This window comes from Nocardia arthritidis (assembly GCF_011801145.1).
In the GTDB taxonomy this organism is placed as follows: Bacteria; Actinomycetota; Actinomycetes; order Mycobacteriales; family Mycobacteriaceae; genus Nocardia; species Nocardia arthritidis_A.
The window spans coordinates 4,430,059-4,445,631 of record NZ_CP046172.1 but is presented as its reverse complement, the minus strand read 5'-3'; the positions used below and the strand labels follow the sequence as shown (position 1 = coordinate 4,445,631).

Genomic DNA, 15,573 nt, shown 5'->3' with positions numbered 1-15,573 from the left:
CTGACTACTCCTGCCGCCGACGACCGGCGACCCAACGGCTTAACGACTTCCCTTCGGGTCGAGAGCGTCTCGCACCGAATCCCCGAGCAAGTTGAAGGCGAGCACGAAAACGATCATCCCGATACCGGGGAAGACGAGAAAGGTGATGTCCGAGGAGATCAGGCTGGCTCCGCGCTGCACGAGCACGCCCCAGTCGGGCGTCGGATCGGTGATGCCGACACCGAGGAACGACAGCGCGGCCTCGATGGTCACGTAGTAGGGCAGATCCAGCGTGGCCAGCACCAGGATGGGCGTGAACAGATTCGGCAGCAGCTCACGGAAGATGATCCGCGCCGGACCGGCACCGGTGACGACGGCCGCCTCGACGAACTCCCGCTCCCGCAGCGAAAACACCTGTCCGCGAAGCAGTCTGGCATTGCGGGTCCAGCCGAACAGGGTCAACAACCCGATCATGCTCGCGGCACGCACCAAGACCGGGATCTCCTCGCCGGTCGCCAGATAGCTGGCCCAGGCGACGGGCATGAAGGCGAGCATGAACAGCGTGGACGGAATCGACAGCAGGATGTCGGTGATCCGGCTGATGACGTAATCGATCGCGCCGCCGAGATATCCGGCGGTGATCCCGAGCACCGTGCCGATGATCGTGGTCAGCAGCACCACCGCCACCGATATCAGCAGTGAGGTGCGAATTCCGTACACCACCACCATGAATACGTCGCGCCCGGTGTGCGGCTCGATGCCGAACCAGAATTGGCCATCGATGCCGCCGTTGGGTTTGATCGGGAAGCCGGTGTCGGTGAGCAGACCGTTACTCGGCGTCGCGTACGGGGTGTAGGGATCCTTACCGTAGGCCAGCGAAATCAGCGGCGCGCCGAGGCCGACGACGAAGAAGAACAATACGACGATGCCCGCGATCACACCGGACTTGTCCCGCTTGAATCGCAGCCAGGCGAGTTGGCCGGGCGAGCGGCCGACCGCGGCTTTCTTCCCCACCCCCGTGACGTCCGGAACCGCTTCCGGCGCATTGTCATTCGTGAGTAGGGCTGCCACTACTCCCCCTGCTGTCACGCCGAGTTGATGTTGATAAGAATTGGGCGAACGGTACGGTCTCCGCTCCCGGACGTCAATCCCCACTTCCCATTCTTGGCGAGAGGGCCGCGGCGACTTGGGGATTCGGCCGGGGCGGTAGGCAGGATGCACAGCAATGCGGGCTCCGGCCGGCGTTTCGGCCGGAGTCCGCGAGGCGGTCGGTCTCAGCTGCCGATGAGCGCGTTCATGATGGTGCCCGCACTGGTGGCGACGGCGCCGCCCGCCATTGCGCTGGCGACCATTTTCGGGGATTGCAGCCCGCCGCCGCTCCATTTCTCCCAGGCGAACCGGCCACCGCCGTAGGTGATGGCGGTAACCCCGGACAGTTCAACCAGCCAGGTGAAATAGCGGACCATCTGCATGAGTTTGTCGGCCATTGGCGGCGCCTCCGGCGTCGGATTGCCGACCTGCGCAAGTACGGTGTCGTGTAGCGCGGCCAGAATCATGCTCACTTTCGATGCTCCTTTTCGGATGCTGAGGTGATGCTGGAGATTTGGATTCACATCTTGCACACCGGTGGGCGGCGGTAGCCCGGCCCGTATGCAAAAACATACCGACCTATTGGATTGAACCTCAGCAAGATCGCGAAAGCAGCTCGACACACCGACCTGGAACAAGGCCGTGATCACCGAATTCCATCCCGCGGATGTCCCGCCCCCAGCGGTGGAAATTCCTCCGGACATCCGATCATCACGCATTCTTCCGGTCGCAGATCCGGCGATGTTTCACAACCGAATCCACATCATGCCGCAGATTCGCTGGATATCCTGTGGCGTAACGGCACAGCAGCGGATCAGCGTGCCGGGGAGAGGGATTCACCATGTCGGACAGCTACCTATCGGGCACCGGACTACCGACCAGGATCGATACGACCGTCGCGCATGAGGCGCGGGTTTACGACTATTGGCTGGGCGGCAAGGACAACTATCCCGCCGACCGCGCGCTCGGCGATGCCATCGCCGGCCATATTCCGGCGATTCGCACCATGGCCATGGCCAACCGCGCATTTCTCGCGCGCTCGGTGCGTTATCTGGTGAACGAGGCCGGTATCACGCAGTTCCTCGATATCGGCACCGGCATTCCGACCGCGGGCAATACCCATGAGGTCGCGCAGCGGTTCGATCCGGCCGCGCGGGTGGTCTACGTCGACAACGATCCGATCGTGCTGGCGCACGCCCGCGCGCTGATGGCGAGCACGCCGGTGGGCCGGACCGCGTTCATCCACGCCGACCTGCACGATCCCGAATCCATCCTCGGCGATGCCACGCTCACCGCCACGCTGGACCCGGCGCGGCCGATGGCGATCATGCTGGTGGCGATCATGATGTATTTCCGCGACGAGGACGATCCGCGCGGCATCATCGAACGGCTGCTGGCCGCGGCCCCCACCGGAAGCTATCTGGTAATCACCCACCCCACCGCGGATTTCGACGCGCGGGCGATGGCGCGGGTGGTCTACTCGGCCGAGCAGGCGGGCATACCCTTCCAGCCGCGCAGTCGCGCCGAAACCGAAAGCCTTTTCGCCGGAACCGAATTGGTCGCACCGGGTGTCGTTCCGGTGGCGGCGTGGCGGCCGGAGCTGGTGGACCGGCCGCCGGAGACCGCGCCGGACCCGGAATCCGCCTGGTACTGGGCGGGCATCGGCCGCAAGCCGTGATCGGGTTTCAGACGGATCAGCCCGGCAATCCCGACCAGAGGAAGGGAGGCCGATGGTAAACGACGCCGAGAAGCGCTGGCGCGATCCGCGGTCGGCGCGCCGGGCGATGCGCTACGGCATCGTCGTACTGGTGTGCGCCGGAATCGTTTTCGGGGCGACGGTCGGGTGGGCCGCACAGCGGCCGCAGTGCCTGTCCCAGCGGATGCTGTGCGACGGCCCCGCGCAGACCGCCGTCGTATTCGGCCCGGCCGTGGTACTGCTGCTCGGCGGGATCGGCGCCTTCGTCCAGACCTATCTGGCCTGGCGCCGCCGCGAAGGCTGGCCGATCTGGCAGGGCGCGGGCTGGTTCCTGTTCACCCTGATGCTGGTCTACCTGGGCATCGGCGGCGGCGCACTGGCGAGCGATTAACCGACCTTGATCACCAGCTTGCCGAAATTCCGGCCCTCGAGCATGCCGATGAACGCCTCGGGCGCGTTCGGCAGCCCCTCGACCACGTCCTCGAGGTAACGCACCCGGCCCTCGGCCACCCAACCGGACATATCGCGCAGGAAATCCCCGAACATCTCGTCGACGAACTCCGACATGATGAATCCGCGCACCGTCAGGCTCTTGGTGAGGATCGAGCGCATGAAGCCGGGCAGGCGGTCCGGGCCCGTCGGCGCACCGGTCGCGTTGTAGCTCGCGATCAAACCGCAAACCGGTACGCGCCCAAAGGTATTCAGCAGCGGGTAGACCGCCTCGGCGACCGCGCCGCCGACATTCTCGAAATAGACGTCGATACCGTCCGGCACGGCGGCACGCAGCTGCTCGGCGAAATCCGGCGCCCGGTGATCGATGACGGCGTCGAAACCCAGCTCCCGCAGATAGGCCACCTTCCGCGGTCCGCCCGCGATGCCGACCGCCCTGGCGCCCTTGACCTTCGCGATCTGACCGACCGCCGAGCCGACCGGGCCGGTCGCGGCGGCGACCACCACGGTCTCCCCCGGCCGCGGGTTACCGATCTTCAAAAGTCCCGAGTACGCCGTGAAGCCGGGCATGCCGAGCACGCCGAGCGCGGTGGACACCGGCGCCGCACCGGGATCCAGCTTGCGCAGCGCCTTCGCGGGCGCGACCTGATGCGTCTGCCAGCCCGAATTGGCCAGCACCACATCACCTTTCGCCAAATCGGGCGAGTTCGACTCCAGCACCTCGGCGACGGTCTGGCCGACCATCACCTCGCCGACCTCGACCGGTTTCGCATACGACTTGGCGGCGCTCATCCGGCCCCGCATATACGGATCCAGCGAGAGATACAGCGTTCGCAGCAGCACCTGCCCATCGGCCGGTTCGGGCAGTTCGTAGGTTTCGGTGCGGAAATTCGCCGGCGTGGGCGCGCCCTCCGGCCGGGATGCAAGCACGATCCTCGTCGATTCGACCATGTGCAGAGCCTAATGGGCGCTGCCGGCGAAGCCGTCCGAAGCCTGCGCACGGCCGGAGCGAATGCGGAGGTACGCGTAGTCCCGCCGCCAGGTCATCTGCTGATCCCACCAAAATACGGATGCGGGAATAGCGCGCCGCCGAATATGTTCGTTCCGGATGGTTAGGCGAACGAACGAGAGGGGCCGCAGTGGCGACCGAGACAGCGGAGATATCAGTCGGGCTACGGTCGGAACGCGGCGCCATCCTCGCGGCCCTGATGCTGGCGAACGGTCTGGTGGCGCTGGACTCGACCATCATCGCCACCGCGGTGCTCACCATCACCGACAGTCTCGGCGGCTTCGCCCAATTCCCCTGGCTCTTCTCGGTTTATCTCCTGGGGCAGGCGGTGACCACGCCGATCTACGGCAAGCTCGCCGACACCGTCGGGCGTAAACCGGTGCTGCTGTTCGGCATCGCGGTGTTCGCACTCGGCTCGCTGCTGTGCGGTATGGCCACGAATATGTTCGCGCTCATCATCTTCCGCGCGGTGCAGGGTATCGGCGCCGGCGCGCTCGGCCCGATCACCATGACCATCGCGGCCGACCTGTACACGCTCACCGAACGCGCGAAGGTGCAGGGTTATCTCGCGTCGGTGTGGGCGATGTCGTCGGTGCTCGGCCCGCTGCTCGGCGGCATCTTCGCCGAATACGTCAGCTGGCGTTGGATTTTCCTGATCAACCTGCCGCTGGCCGCGCTCGCCGCGTGGACGCTGGTGCGCAACTTCACCGAGAGCGCGCCCCGGCAGCGGCACCGGATCGACTATGCCGGTGCGGGTTTGCTCACCATCGGTGCGGGCTCGCTGATCCTCGGACTGCTGGAGGGCGGCCAGTCCTGGGCCTGGTCCTCACCGGTCAGCATCGCCATCTTCGCCGGCGGCTCGCTGTTGCTGGTGGCCTTCGGCCTGGTGGAGCGCCGCGCCGCGAATCCGATTCTGCCGCTGTGGGTGCTGACCAGACGGGTGGTGATCTCGAGCAGCCTGATCTCGGTGCTGGTCGGAACCATCCTGGTCGGATTGACCACCTATGTACCGACTTTCACGCAGGGCGTGCTCGGCACCGGCGCGCTGATCGCCGGGCTCACCGTCGGCGCGCTGACCCTCGGCTGGCCGCTGGCCGCGTCACAGGCCGGAAAGGTGTACCTGCGCTTGGGTTTCCGTTCGACGGCGCTGATCGGCAGCGGCCTCGCGACGCTCGGCGCGGCGTCCACCCTGTTGATCGACGCGCAGTCGAGCCTGTGGCAGGTCGCCGCATCGTGTTTCGTGATCGGTTCCGGTATGGGCCTCGTCGCGACGCCGACGCTGATCGCCGCCCAGTCCAGCGCCGAATGGAGCGAGCGCGGGGTGGTCACCTCGACCAATATGTTCGCCCGCGCACTCGGCAGTGCGGTGGGTGTCGCGGTGTTCGGCGCGATCGTCAACGCCAAGGTCGGCCATCGCGATCACCCGGCCGCCGAAGTGCTTTCGCCCGCCATCCATCTGGTGTTCATCGCGGTCGCCGCGATGGCGGCGATCATGGTGATCGGATCGTCGATGATGCCGCACCGCGACGCCACCGCGTGAAAACCTGAGCGCCCGGATCGACGTAGATAGCAGAAAAGGCCAGTGGCGCAACGACTCCCGCGAGTCCGTTGCGCCACTGGCCTTTCCGCCGTGCGCTACCGCCCCGCGGACTCGGAATCGGCTGCGCCGCTCCGGATTCCGATCTTGTTCCAGATCAGGTATCCGCCGCAGACCAGCACCGCCCACACCGCGCCGACGACGACCGCCGTGCGCCCGCTCTCGCTGAAGAACAGCAGCACCACGACCAGGCCGAGGAAGATCAGCGCCGCGACGGAGGTGTACGGCGCGCCGGGTAGTCGGTAATCGGCGGCGGGCAGTTCACCGCGCGCCACCTTCCTGCGGTAGGCGATGTGGCAGACCAGGATCATGCCCCAGACGAAGATGATGCCGATGGTGGACACCGAGGTGATGTAGGCGAACGCCTTGTCCGGCGAGACGATATTGACGATGACGCCGATCACCATCGCCGCCGCCGAGACGCAGATGCCGGCGTAGGGCACGTGCCGCGAGCTCAGCGCGCCGAGTTTCGCGGGCGCCTCCTGCCGCAGCGACAGGCTGCGCAGCATGCGGCCGGTCGAGTAGATACCCGAATTACAGGACGACAGCGCCGCGGTGAGCAGTACGAAATTGATGATGCCCGCCGACGCCGGAATGCCGATCTGCTGGAAGACCTCGACGAACGGGCTGCGCCCCGCATGGAAGGTGCGCCAGCTCGCCACCGACATGATGACGATCAGCGCGCCGACGTAGAACAGCCCGATGCGGAACGGCAGCGTATTGATGGCCTTGCGCAGGGTGGCCTTCGGATCCCGCGCCTCACCCGCGGTCACGCCGACCATTTCGACGCCGACATAGGCGAACACCACGATCTGCAGCACCAGCAGCGCCTGCCCGAAGCCGTGCGGGAAGACGCCGCCGTCGTTCCACAGGTTGCTCACCGTCGGATTCGCGGCATGGCCGAAGCCGAAGATCAGCACGCCGATGCCGATGGCGATCATGGCCAGGATGGCGGTGACCTTGATGGCGGAGAACCAGAATTCGCCCTCGCCGAAAAGCCGCACCGAGATCAGGTTCGCCACGAACATGATCGCGAGCACCACCAGCGCGGTGACCCACGGTTCGATATCGAACCAGTACTGCACGTACTTGCCCGCGACGGTGATCTCGGCCATGCAGGTGCTCACCCACACCGCCCAGTAGGACCAACCGGTGGCGAATCCGGCGAAGCGGCCGAAGAATTCGTGCGCGTATTCGGCGAAGCTGCCCGAGACCGGACGGTAGGTGAGCAGCTCACCGAGCGCGCGCATGATCACGAAGATGGCCAGGCCCGCGGCCAGGTAGGCCAGGATCAGCGCCGGGCCCGCCTGCTCGATCGCACCGCCCGCGCCGTAGAACAGGCCGGTGCCGATGGCGCCGCCGATGGCGATCATCTGGATGGTGCGCGAGCTCAACCCGCGCGAATAGCCCTCGGAGTCGGTGCTGCCGACCCCCTCCTGTAGCGCCGCGTCCGGCACCGGATGGCCCGAGGCTGTCATGGTCCGTTCCTTCCCTCGTTCGGCCGCGGGCCATGGCGCTGTGCGCACCGGCCCGCGATCCGAAACATGTGACGTCGGATCATCGCATGTTCGAAATGACGACTTTGTTACGTACCCGACATCACCCGATCCGAACCTCGCTCACCCGGTCCACCGAGATCGCCATGCCGCGACCGACTCGCGCGGATAATGTCGTTGTGGGACAACGATTCATCGGGTGGGGGATCGGCATCGCCGATCTGATCGGCAGGTCCGGCAGCCCGTCACGCACAGCAGGATCGCCGGGCCGGTGGACCAGATCCACGATGGCGGCGGGTTAGCCGGGGGCCGGTGAAATTCCCTTGGCGCCGGCGCCAGTCGGTCAGCAATACCGTAGTCTTCCGCGACAATATCCAGATCGCCGATGTCACCGGTGATGTCACCATCTCCTCCGAACATCCGCGCTATCGCATCGAGGCCATGCCGGTCGCCGCGCCCGCGGTCGCGCCGGAGCGGGCCCGCGCACAGCCGTCGCGCCTGCTGCATCCGCGATATCAGGTGGTGCCGTTCATCGGCAGGCACGACGAAATCGCCGAACTGCACGGCTGGATGGGACGGCCGGAACCGCTCGGGGTCCGCCTGATCCACGCCGGCGGCGGTCAGGGTAAGACCCGGCTCACCACCCACTACGCCGCGAAGGCCGCGGAATCCGGCTGGATGATCTGGCGTGCGGTGTACTCCCCCGATTCGGCCGTCGCCCAGCAGTCTCTGGAATTGGGTGACCGGCGCGGCGTGCTGGTGCTCGTCGACTACGCGGACCGCTGGCTGCTCTCGCACCTGCGCTCCTTGATCGCGAAGCTGCACTTCCTGACCGTGGATCCCGGCATTCGGGTGCGGGTGCTGCTGGTGGCGCGCTCGTCGGCGCACTGGTGGCCCGCGCTCGCCAACGATCTGGCGGGCGATTTCGATATCGATGCCGAGGCGACCGAATTGACACCGCTCGGCGCACAGATCGACCGGCAGATCCTGTTCGCCTCCGCCGCAACGGCTTTCGCGGCGGCAATGGGTGCGAGCCATGATCCCGGCGCCGGCTCGCCGCCGGAAATCGAACTGGACCGACCCGGTTTCTCCTCGGTGCTGTCCCTGCACCTGGCCGCGCTCGTCGCCGTCGACAGCAGGCTGCGCGGCGCCGCGATGCCCGGCGACCCCGCCGGGCTGTCGGGCTATCTGCTGCGTCGCGAATACACGCACTGGACAAGGCTTTCCGAGGTCGGCCAGATCCGCGCCCGGCCGGAGACGATGCGGCGGGTGGTCTGGCTCGCCACCCTGATCGGCGCGGTGACACCGCATCTGGCCGAGGGCATCCTGGCCCATGTCGGGCTCGCGTCGACGCCGGAGAAGGCCACCGAACTCACCGACGATCACCTGCACTGCTATCCGCCCGAGGATCCGCACACGGTGCTGGAGGGCCTGCACCCCGATCGGCTCGGCGAGGATTTCATCGCGCTGTCCATCCCGGGACGCCCGCCCGCACCCGACACCATCGCATCCGACGCGTGGACCGGCGCCGCGCTGCGGCGGCTGCTCACCGACGAGACCGGCGCCCGCGAGGCATCCCTGCTCGCCTGGTGGACGCCGCAGGTGGTGACGGGTCTGGTGGAGACGGCGCGGCGCTGGCCGCATGTGGCGAGCGAGGTGCTCTTCCCATTGATCCGGCAGCATCCGCACGTCCTCGTCGCGGCGGGTGACGCGACCGTCGAGCGCTTCGCCAGACTCGACGGCATCGAGCTGCCGGTGCTCACCGCGCTCGAATCCTGCTATCCCCGGCACACCCGCTATCCTCGGCACACCCACGAGCAGGGCAGCGCGTTCATGGTCGCGCTGATCTCCGGCAAGGCCTACGAGCAGCGGCTGGCGGCGGCGCGCGGCCCAGTGGAACTGGCCCGCGTGCACCGGTTGCACGCGCAGCGGCTCAACGACGCCGGTTCAGGCGAAGCGGCACGCATCGCCGCCGCGGCCGTCGGCCTCCTGCGCGCCGAAACCACCGTCGACGAAACGGAATTCGCCGCGGCGCTCACCCAGCTCGGCATCGCCGAATTCCGGCTCGGCGAGACCGAGGCCGCCGTCGAGCACGCGGGCGCGGCGCTGTCGCTGTATCCGAATCTGCCCGCGGCGGCCAGGAAGGAACTGCTCACCGATATCGCGACGCTGTCCGGCGAATACGGCGACTGGCTCACCGGTTCCGGCGCCGACGACGAGGCGCTGGCCATGACCGAGACCGCCGTGCGCGTCGGCCGCACCCTCGCCGAGGACAATCCGGACGACAACTCCCCGCTGCCCGCGCTGGCCGGCGCACTGCACAATCGCGGCCGTCAGTTGTTCCTGATGCGCCGCGACGACGAAGCGCTGGCCGCCACCGAGGAGGCGGTGCGGCTGCGCAGGCGGCTCGTCGACTGGGAACCGTACGACTACCTGGGCGATCTCGCCGAATCCCTACGCCTGCTGAACGAACAGCTGCGCCTGGCCGGACAGACCGAGCGGGCGCTGTCCACGATCCGCGAGGCGGCGCTGATCCTGCAGGAATTGGCCCGCCGCAAACCCACCGACTATCTGTTCGACTGGGTCACGGCGCAGCGCCGCCGGATCGACCAGATGCTGGAGGCGGGACAGCGCGCCGACGCGGTGGAGCCGACCGAACAAGTGGCACACGGACTTCGGGCGCTAATCGAATGGGATCCGGACGCACACCGGCCGGTGCTGGCCGAAATGCTCTTACTCCTCGGCGAATTGCTGGCCGAGCAACAGCGCGACGACGAGTCGGCGGCCGCCGACGAGGAGGCGCTCAGCCTGTGCAGACAACTCTTCGCGGACCATCGGGAAGCTCGATTGCCGCATCTGGCAACGGCTTTGGGTTCGGTGAGCGCCCGCCGAGCCGCGGCCGACCGCGGCGACCGGGCCGTCGCGCTCGCGGCCGAGGCCGCGCCGCTGTACCGGGAACTGGCCTGGGCCGATGTCAGGTATGAGCCGATCTATGCCGGATTCCTCTATTTCTACGACGATCTGCTGACCTCACTCGGCCGCGAATCCGAGGCGCTGCCGGTGAATCGGGATGCGGTTGCGCTGTATCGCCGTATGGCGCAGCGGGATTCGGCCTATCAGTCGGATCTGGCCGCGGCGCTGCGCAAGGTCGCTCGGCGCACGGTGGACAGCACCGATGAGGAGGGCATCCTCGCCGCCCAGGAGGCGGTTGAGATCTATCGTGGCCTGGCACAGAACGATTCGATACGCAGTCGGGGCGACCTCGCCGACGCCCTCGTCGAGTTGGGCACGAAGTTGCGCGCCGTCGGCCGGACGCCGCAGGCCGAGCGGGCGAGCACGGAAGCATTCGACCGCTTCCGCATGTTGTTCGATGACGATCCGGACAGATATCGGGCCGGGTTCGCCGATGCGCTCTACGGCCTCGCCCTCGATCTCGCCGAATCGAAGGAGCTCGCGGAGGCGATCGAACGCATGGCGCACTCACTCATGCTGTTCCGCGAACTGGCCGACGACGACCCGTCATTTCGTTCGAGCCAGGCGGCCGCGGCGGAGGGCCTGGCCGGCTTGCAGGTCAGGAACCAGACTCCGTTCGCCGCCATCAGACCCGCCGACGAGGCCATCTACCTGTATCGCGAGCTGGTCGAATACCACCCCGAGTACCTGCCACGGCTCGCTGCGACGCTGCACCTCGCGGCGAAAATCGGCATGCTGACCGAACGAGTCTGGCCGGGCGTATATCCAACGATCCTGGAGTCGATCCAGATCTACGAATACCTGGACCAGCAAGCACCCGGCGACTACGGCCGGGAGTTGGCCGACGCCCAGACGACACTGACCGGAGTACTCCGGTACTTCCAGGCCTACCGGGCGTGGGTCAAGGCACAGGAGGCGGCGCAAGCCAGTAGCAACCCGTACGACCCGTGGATCACCTGAAATACTCCGGCGCGCCTCCGCGTTGCACGCAGCAGTTGCCGTGTTTCGAGGAGTGCGATGATCGACGTCCCGCTGTCCGTGTTGGATTTGGCCCCCGTGCAGGTGGATAGTTCGGCCGGCGACGGGTTGCGGGCCACCACCGAATTGGCGCGGCGTACCGAAGCGCTTGGGTACCAGCGGTTCTGGGTGGCGGAACATCACAATATGCCGGGTATCGCCAGTTCGGCGCCCGCAGTGGTGCTCGCGCATCTCGCGGCGGCGACCGAGCGGATCCGGGTCGGGTCGGGCGGGGTCATGCTGCCCAATCACGCGCCGTTGGTGGTGGCCGAGCAGTTCGGCACCTTGCACGCGCTGCATCCGGGCCGGATCGATCTGGGGATCGGCCGCGCGCCGGGCACCGATCAGGCCACGGCGCTGGCGCTGCGCCGCACGAAGGAGGGCCTGTCCGGGGATTCGTTCCCGCAGGAGTTGGTGGCGCTCCTCGACTACTTCCGGGACAAGGGTCCCGGCGGGATCATCGCGACGCCGGGGCGCGGCGAACGACCCGAGGTGTGGCTGCTCGGTTCGAGCGGGTTCAGCGCGCAGGTCGCGGCGCTGCTCGGGCTGCGGTTCGCCTTCGCCCATCACATCGCGCCGAACAACACCGAGCAGGCGCTCGCGCTGTACCGGGACAACTTCCAGCCCTCGGAGGGTCTGGATCGGCCGCATGCGATGGTCGCGGTCGCCGCGATCTGCGCCGACACCGACGAACGCGCCGAGGAACTTTCCCGCCCAAGGGATCTCGCGTTCGCGTATCTGACGGCGGGCCGCCCGCAGGCGGTTCCGACGCCGGAGCAGGCCGCCGGCTTCCCGCGCAACGACCGGGAGCGGGAATTCGTCGCGCACCGGCGCAAGGGTCAGCTGCTCGGTTCGCCCGAGACGGTGCGCCGCCAGCTCACGGATCTGGTGCGCCGCACCGAACCGGACGAGCTGATGTTCAACACCATGGTCTACGACATCGACGACCGGGTCCGCTCGTTCGAACTGATCAAGAAGAAAGTGGTGGCCTGAGCAAAGGCGCCTATCGATTCGAAAGTTATTGAGCGGCAGCGCAATACCGGCGGGTATGGTGAGAAGGTATCCGATATGTCGTAGCCACGAACGGATTACGCAATGGCCACTCATCATCGCCGCCGTTTCGGCGGCATATTGTGCACATTGGGCATAGCCGCCGCGCTGCCGATATCCGCCCACGCCGACCCCTCGCCGCCGGATCCACCCAGCGCCTACGTCGATGTGGCGGCGGCCACCGTATGGACCTCCCCGCAGAGCCCGCGTCCGGTCGATCGGCCCGCGCTGACCAATCCCGTCGATCTGCGGCGCTGGCTCGCGGATATGACGCTGGCCCAGCAGGAGGCGCTCACCTCGGACAATCTCACGCAGACCCAGGCGGTTTACGGTGATCGCGTGTATGTCCTGCGGGAGCAGGGCGATTGGGACGAGGTCGCGGTGGCCGGACAGCCGACGCCGAAGAACTCGCTCGGCTATCCCGGCTGGATACCGAAGGCGCAGCTCACCACGAATCCGATCTTCGCCGCGCTGAAGGACAATCGCCCGTTCGCACAGGCCGACCTCGCCCCGACCACCTCACTGTTCGAGGATTCCGGGCTGTCCCGCCCCGCACTCGAAATCAGCGCGGGCACAAGGCTTCCCGTACTCGCCCAGATCGGCGGGGCGATCGCGGTCGCCATCCCGGACGGACCACCGAAGTGGCTCGACGCCAACACCGTCCACGTCTATCAGCGCGAAACGGATATCCCCTACCCGACCGGTGAGGATCTGGTGCGGTTCGCGACCCTGTTCCTGGACCGTCCCTACCTGTGGGGCGGGCGTTCCGGCTTCGGGATGGACTGCTCCGGCTTCACCTCGACCATCTACCAGGTCAACGGCATCACCCTGCCGAGGGATGCCGCGCCGCAGGCGATGTACGGCAACGGCAGGCCGGTCGACCAGAACCAGTTGCGGGCGGGCGATCTGCTGTTCTACGCCGACGATCTGAAGGATCCGAATTCGATCTACCACGTCGCGATGTACATCGGCGAGCAGCGGATGATCGAGGCGTTCGACGCCGCGACGCCGGTACGGATCACGCCGGTGCGATTCGGGCCGAATTACTGGGGCGCCGAACGGTATCTGCGTTCCTGAGCGCTAATCCCCGTTCTCCGGCACCGCGCGCCGCGCGGCCTCGACGAAATCGCGAATCAGCTTGCCGCCGTGCTGATTCGGATAGCACAGCTGAACGCTGACGGTCGGCGCGCCGGTGAGCGGGACGTAGCGCACCGCGGAATGGATATTGCGGCGCTGGGCGACCGTCGGCGTGATGCCGATACCGCGGTTGGCCGCAACGGATTCCAGCCACTCGTCGTAGTTGGCGGTCTCGACGAGGCGCTGCGGCCGTAGCTCGGGTGGCCACAGCGCCGGGGTCGTCGTGCCGCTGAGCGTGTTGATCACCAGCGGCCAGTTCCGCACCTCGGACCAGTCCAGGCGGGTATGGGTCGCCAAATCGCTGCGCTCCGAACAGATCGCGATCCGCCGCTCCTCGTACAGCGGCACCCGCCGCATGCCGGATGGCCGAATATCACCGCGCACCAAGGCGATATCGATGACACTGTTGCGCAGCGCGGCCACCGGATCGTCGACGCGGACCATGGCGACCGTGCCGCCGGTGGCCTCCTCGAAGCCCGCGACGGCGTCCTGCGCCCACGGATCGGGCAGCAGCCAGGCGAATCCGAGCCGCAGCACGATCCGCTTGCGCGCGACGTCGAGCGCCTGATCCACCGCCGCGAGCACGCGTTCGGCCTGCGTCAGGAATTCCGCGCCGGTCTCGGTGAGGTGCACCTGCCGGGAAGATCTGTCCAGCAACCGAATTCGCAGAATCGCCTCCAGCTGCCGCACGGTCCGGCTCAGCGCGGGCTGGGTGATCAGCAATTCCGCGGCGGCCGCGGTGAACGAGCGGTGCCGGGCCACCGCGGTGAACGCCCGGAGATGACGCAGTTCGACCTCCACTGCGAGAAGCCTACGCTCAACTATTCCGGTGAGGCATAGATGGTGCTCGTAAGGCATTTCACAAGTACGCCGCCCGCGCATAGGTTCAGAGGGATGCCCAATGAAGGAGTGCTGCCATGGCCGTCGCGGTGACCACCGATCTCGTCGATCGCCGGGCGGCCTGGCATACGGTCGCCCGCGCCGGGGTCGCGCTTGTGGCGGCGATGGGTGTCGGGCGGTTCGCGTACACGCCGATCCTGCCGATCATGCACGCGCAGGCCGGAATGTCGGCGCAGACCGGCGCGCTGGTGGCCACCGGAAACTATGTCGGTTACTTCGGCGGGGCGGTCGCCGCGGTGCTCGCGCCGCGAATCGCGGTGTCCCGCAAGGCATGGCGGGTGGCATTGCTCGCACTGGTGCTCTCGATGGCCGCGATGCCGTTGTCGCGCAACGGCATCGTCTGGTTCGCGCTGCGGCTGATAGCGGGTGCGACCAGCGCGTTGATCCTGGTGTTCGCGCTGCACGCGGTCGCCGCGGTGGCCGGAGGACGAAAGGTGCTGGCCGGGTGGGCATTCGGCGGTGTCGGTGTCGGCATCGCGCTCTCCGGCGCGCTGGTCCTCGCGCTGGAGCACGCCTCGTGGCGCGCGACGTGGTCGGCCTGCGCCGTACTCGCGGCGGCCTGCGCCTTATACGCCTGGCCGCTGGTCGTAGCCGAACCCGCCGCGGCGACTTCGGCACCGCCACAGCATGATCCGGCGGGGCGCGCACCCGGGTTCGGCGCGCTGATGGCCAGCTACACCTTGGAGGGTGTCGGCTACATCATCGCTGGCACCTTCCTCGTCGCCGCCGTCCAGCGCACCGCACCGGCCGAAATCGGCAGCGCCGCATGGATTCTGGTCGGCCTGGCGGCCTTCCCGTCCACCGTGCTGTGGACCCGCCTCGCGCACCGGTTCGCCGAGCGCACACTGCTCGTCATCGCACTGGCCGCCCAATCCGCCGGTATGGCACTGCCCGCCCTATTCGGCGGCATGGTGGCGGCCATGGTGTCGGCGGTACTGTTCGGCGCGACCTTCATGGGCATCGTCGCGCTGGCCACCGGTATCGGCACCCACCTGCGCGGCCCGCGCGCGGTGGCGCTGCTCACCACCGGATACGCGGCGGGTCAGGTGCTCGGGCCGCTGCTCGCCGCGCCGCTGCTGCACAGCGGTTACCGGCAGGCGCTGCTGCTCGGGGCCGGTCTGGTCGCGGCGTCGATGGTCGCGGCCCTCGGGATAGGCAATCGCCGATAGGTCGACGATAT

At 67.5% G+C, this 15,573-nt stretch carries 11 protein-coding genes and 1 pseudogene; 7 read left to right on the top strand and 5 right to left on the bottom strand.

The window, feature by feature from the left end:
- Window positions 1-39: 39 nt before the first annotated feature.
- Both F5544_RS20020 and F5544_RS20015 read right to left on the bottom strand, forming a co-directional pair.
- Window positions 40-993, bottom strand: coding sequence for an ABC transporter permease (locus tag F5544_RS20020; RefSeq protein WP_238847347.1), 954 nt, complete (start codon window positions 991-993; stop codon window positions 40-42).
- Window positions 994-1,253: 260 nt separating this feature from the next.
- Window positions 1,254-1,535: a hypothetical protein gene (locus F5544_RS20015; RefSeq protein ID WP_167479349.1), complete on the bottom strand. Its 282-nt coding sequence runs from the start codon at window positions 1,533-1,535 to the stop codon at window positions 1,254-1,256.
- 374 nt (window positions 1,536-1,909) lie between these two features.
- Here F5544_RS20015 and F5544_RS20010 point away from each other — a divergent pair, with 374 nt between their 5' ends.
- Together F5544_RS20010 and F5544_RS20005 are read left to right on the top strand one after the other, a co-directional pair.
- Window positions 1,910-2,746, top strand: coding sequence for an SAM-dependent methyltransferase (locus tag F5544_RS20010; protein WP_167474594.1), 837 nt, complete (start codon window positions 1,910-1,912; stop codon window positions 2,744-2,746).
- 52 nt (window positions 2,747-2,798) lie between these two features.
- Complete coding sequence (locus F5544_RS20005) at window positions 2,799-3,155, top strand: hypothetical protein (RefSeq protein ID WP_167474593.1); 357 nt, start codon at window positions 2,799-2,801, stop codon at window positions 3,153-3,155.
- Here the strand turns inward: F5544_RS20005 and F5544_RS20000 are convergent.
- On the bottom strand, window positions 3,152-4,165 hold the full coding sequence (locus F5544_RS20000; RefSeq protein ID WP_167474592.1) for an NADP-dependent oxidoreductase: 1,014 nt from the start codon (window positions 4,163-4,165) through the stop codon (window positions 3,152-3,154). The two genes, F5544_RS20005 and F5544_RS20000, sit on opposite strands and share 4 nt — an antisense overlap.
- A 179-nt stretch (window positions 4,166-4,344) precedes the next feature.
- Between F5544_RS20000 and F5544_RS19995 the strand changes: the two are divergent.
- Window positions 4,345-5,763, top strand: a pseudogene (locus F5544_RS19995) (MDR family MFS transporter); the annotation flags it as partial.
- 95 nt (window positions 5,764-5,858) lie between these two features.
- On the opposite strand, the gene F5544_RS19990 reads toward F5544_RS19995, so the two are convergent.
- Window positions 5,859-7,298: an amino acid permease gene (locus tag F5544_RS19990; protein ID WP_167474590.1), complete on the bottom strand. Its 1,440-nt coding sequence runs from the start codon at window positions 7,296-7,298 to the stop codon at window positions 5,859-5,861.
- 330 nt (window positions 7,299-7,628) lie between these two features.
- Here F5544_RS19990 and F5544_RS19985 point away from each other — a divergent pair, with 330 nt between their 5' ends.
- The 3 genes from F5544_RS19985 to F5544_RS19975 all read left to right on the top strand — a co-directional run bounded on the left by F5544_RS19985 (window position 7,629) and on the right by F5544_RS19975 (window position 13,433).
- Window positions 7,629-11,249: a tetratricopeptide repeat protein gene (locus F5544_RS19985; RefSeq protein ID WP_167474589.1), complete on the top strand. Its 3,621-nt coding sequence runs from the start codon at window positions 7,629-7,631 to the stop codon at window positions 11,247-11,249.
- 57 nt (window positions 11,250-11,306) lie between these two features.
- Window positions 11,307-12,299, top strand: a complete 993-nt coding sequence (locus F5544_RS19980; RefSeq protein WP_167474588.1) for an LLM class flavin-dependent oxidoreductase — start codon at window positions 11,307-11,309, stop codon at window positions 12,297-12,299.
- 102 nt (window positions 12,300-12,401) lie between these two features.
- Window positions 12,402-13,433, top strand: a complete 1,032-nt coding sequence (locus F5544_RS19975) for a C40 family peptidase (RefSeq protein WP_167474587.1) — start codon at window positions 12,402-12,404, stop codon at window positions 13,431-13,433.
- Between the two features lie 3 nt (window positions 13,434-13,436).
- On the opposite strand, the gene F5544_RS19970 is transcribed toward F5544_RS19975, so the two are convergent.
- Window positions 13,437-14,294: a LysR family transcriptional regulator gene (locus F5544_RS19970; RefSeq protein WP_167474586.1), complete on the bottom strand. Its 858-nt coding sequence runs from the start codon at window positions 14,292-14,294 to the stop codon at window positions 13,437-13,439.
- A 116-nt stretch (window positions 14,295-14,410) separates the two neighbouring features.
- Here F5544_RS19970 and F5544_RS19965 point away from each other — a divergent pair, with 116 nt between their 5' ends.
- Entirely contained in the window at window positions 14,411-15,562 is a 1,152-nt protein-coding gene (locus F5544_RS19965) for a YbfB/YjiJ family MFS transporter (protein WP_203217610.1), read from the top strand.
- Window positions 15,563-15,573: the final 11 nt, after the last annotated feature.

Coding starts and splice junctions, on each gene's coding strand:
- F5544_RS20015 (WP_167479349.1), bottom strand. CDS start 1,535: ATGATTCTGGCCGCGCTACACGACACCGTACTTGCGCAGGTCGGCAAT.
- F5544_RS19990 (WP_167474590.1), bottom strand. CDS start 7,298: ATGACAGCCTCGGGCCATCCGGTGCCGGACGCGGCGCTACAGGAGGGG.
- F5544_RS19965 (WP_203217610.1), top strand. CDS start 14,411: ATGGCCGTCGCGGTGACCACCGATCTCGTCGATCGCCGGGCGGCCTGG.
- F5544_RS19975 (WP_167474587.1), top strand. CDS start 12,402: ATGGCCACTCATCATCGCCGCCGTTTCGGCGGCATATTGTGCACATTG.
- F5544_RS20005 (WP_167474593.1), top strand. CDS start 2,799: ATGGTAAACGACGCCGAGAAGCGCTGGCGCGATCCGCGGTCGGCGCGC.
- F5544_RS20000 (WP_167474592.1), bottom strand. CDS start 4,165: ATGGTCGAATCGACGAGGATCGTGCTTGCATCCCGGCCGGAGGGCGCG.
- F5544_RS19980 (WP_167474588.1), top strand. CDS start 11,307: ATGATCGACGTCCCGCTGTCCGTGTTGGATTTGGCCCCCGTGCAGGTG.
- F5544_RS20010 (WP_167474594.1), top strand. CDS start 1,910: ATGTCGGACAGCTACCTATCGGGCACCGGACTACCGACCAGGATCGAT.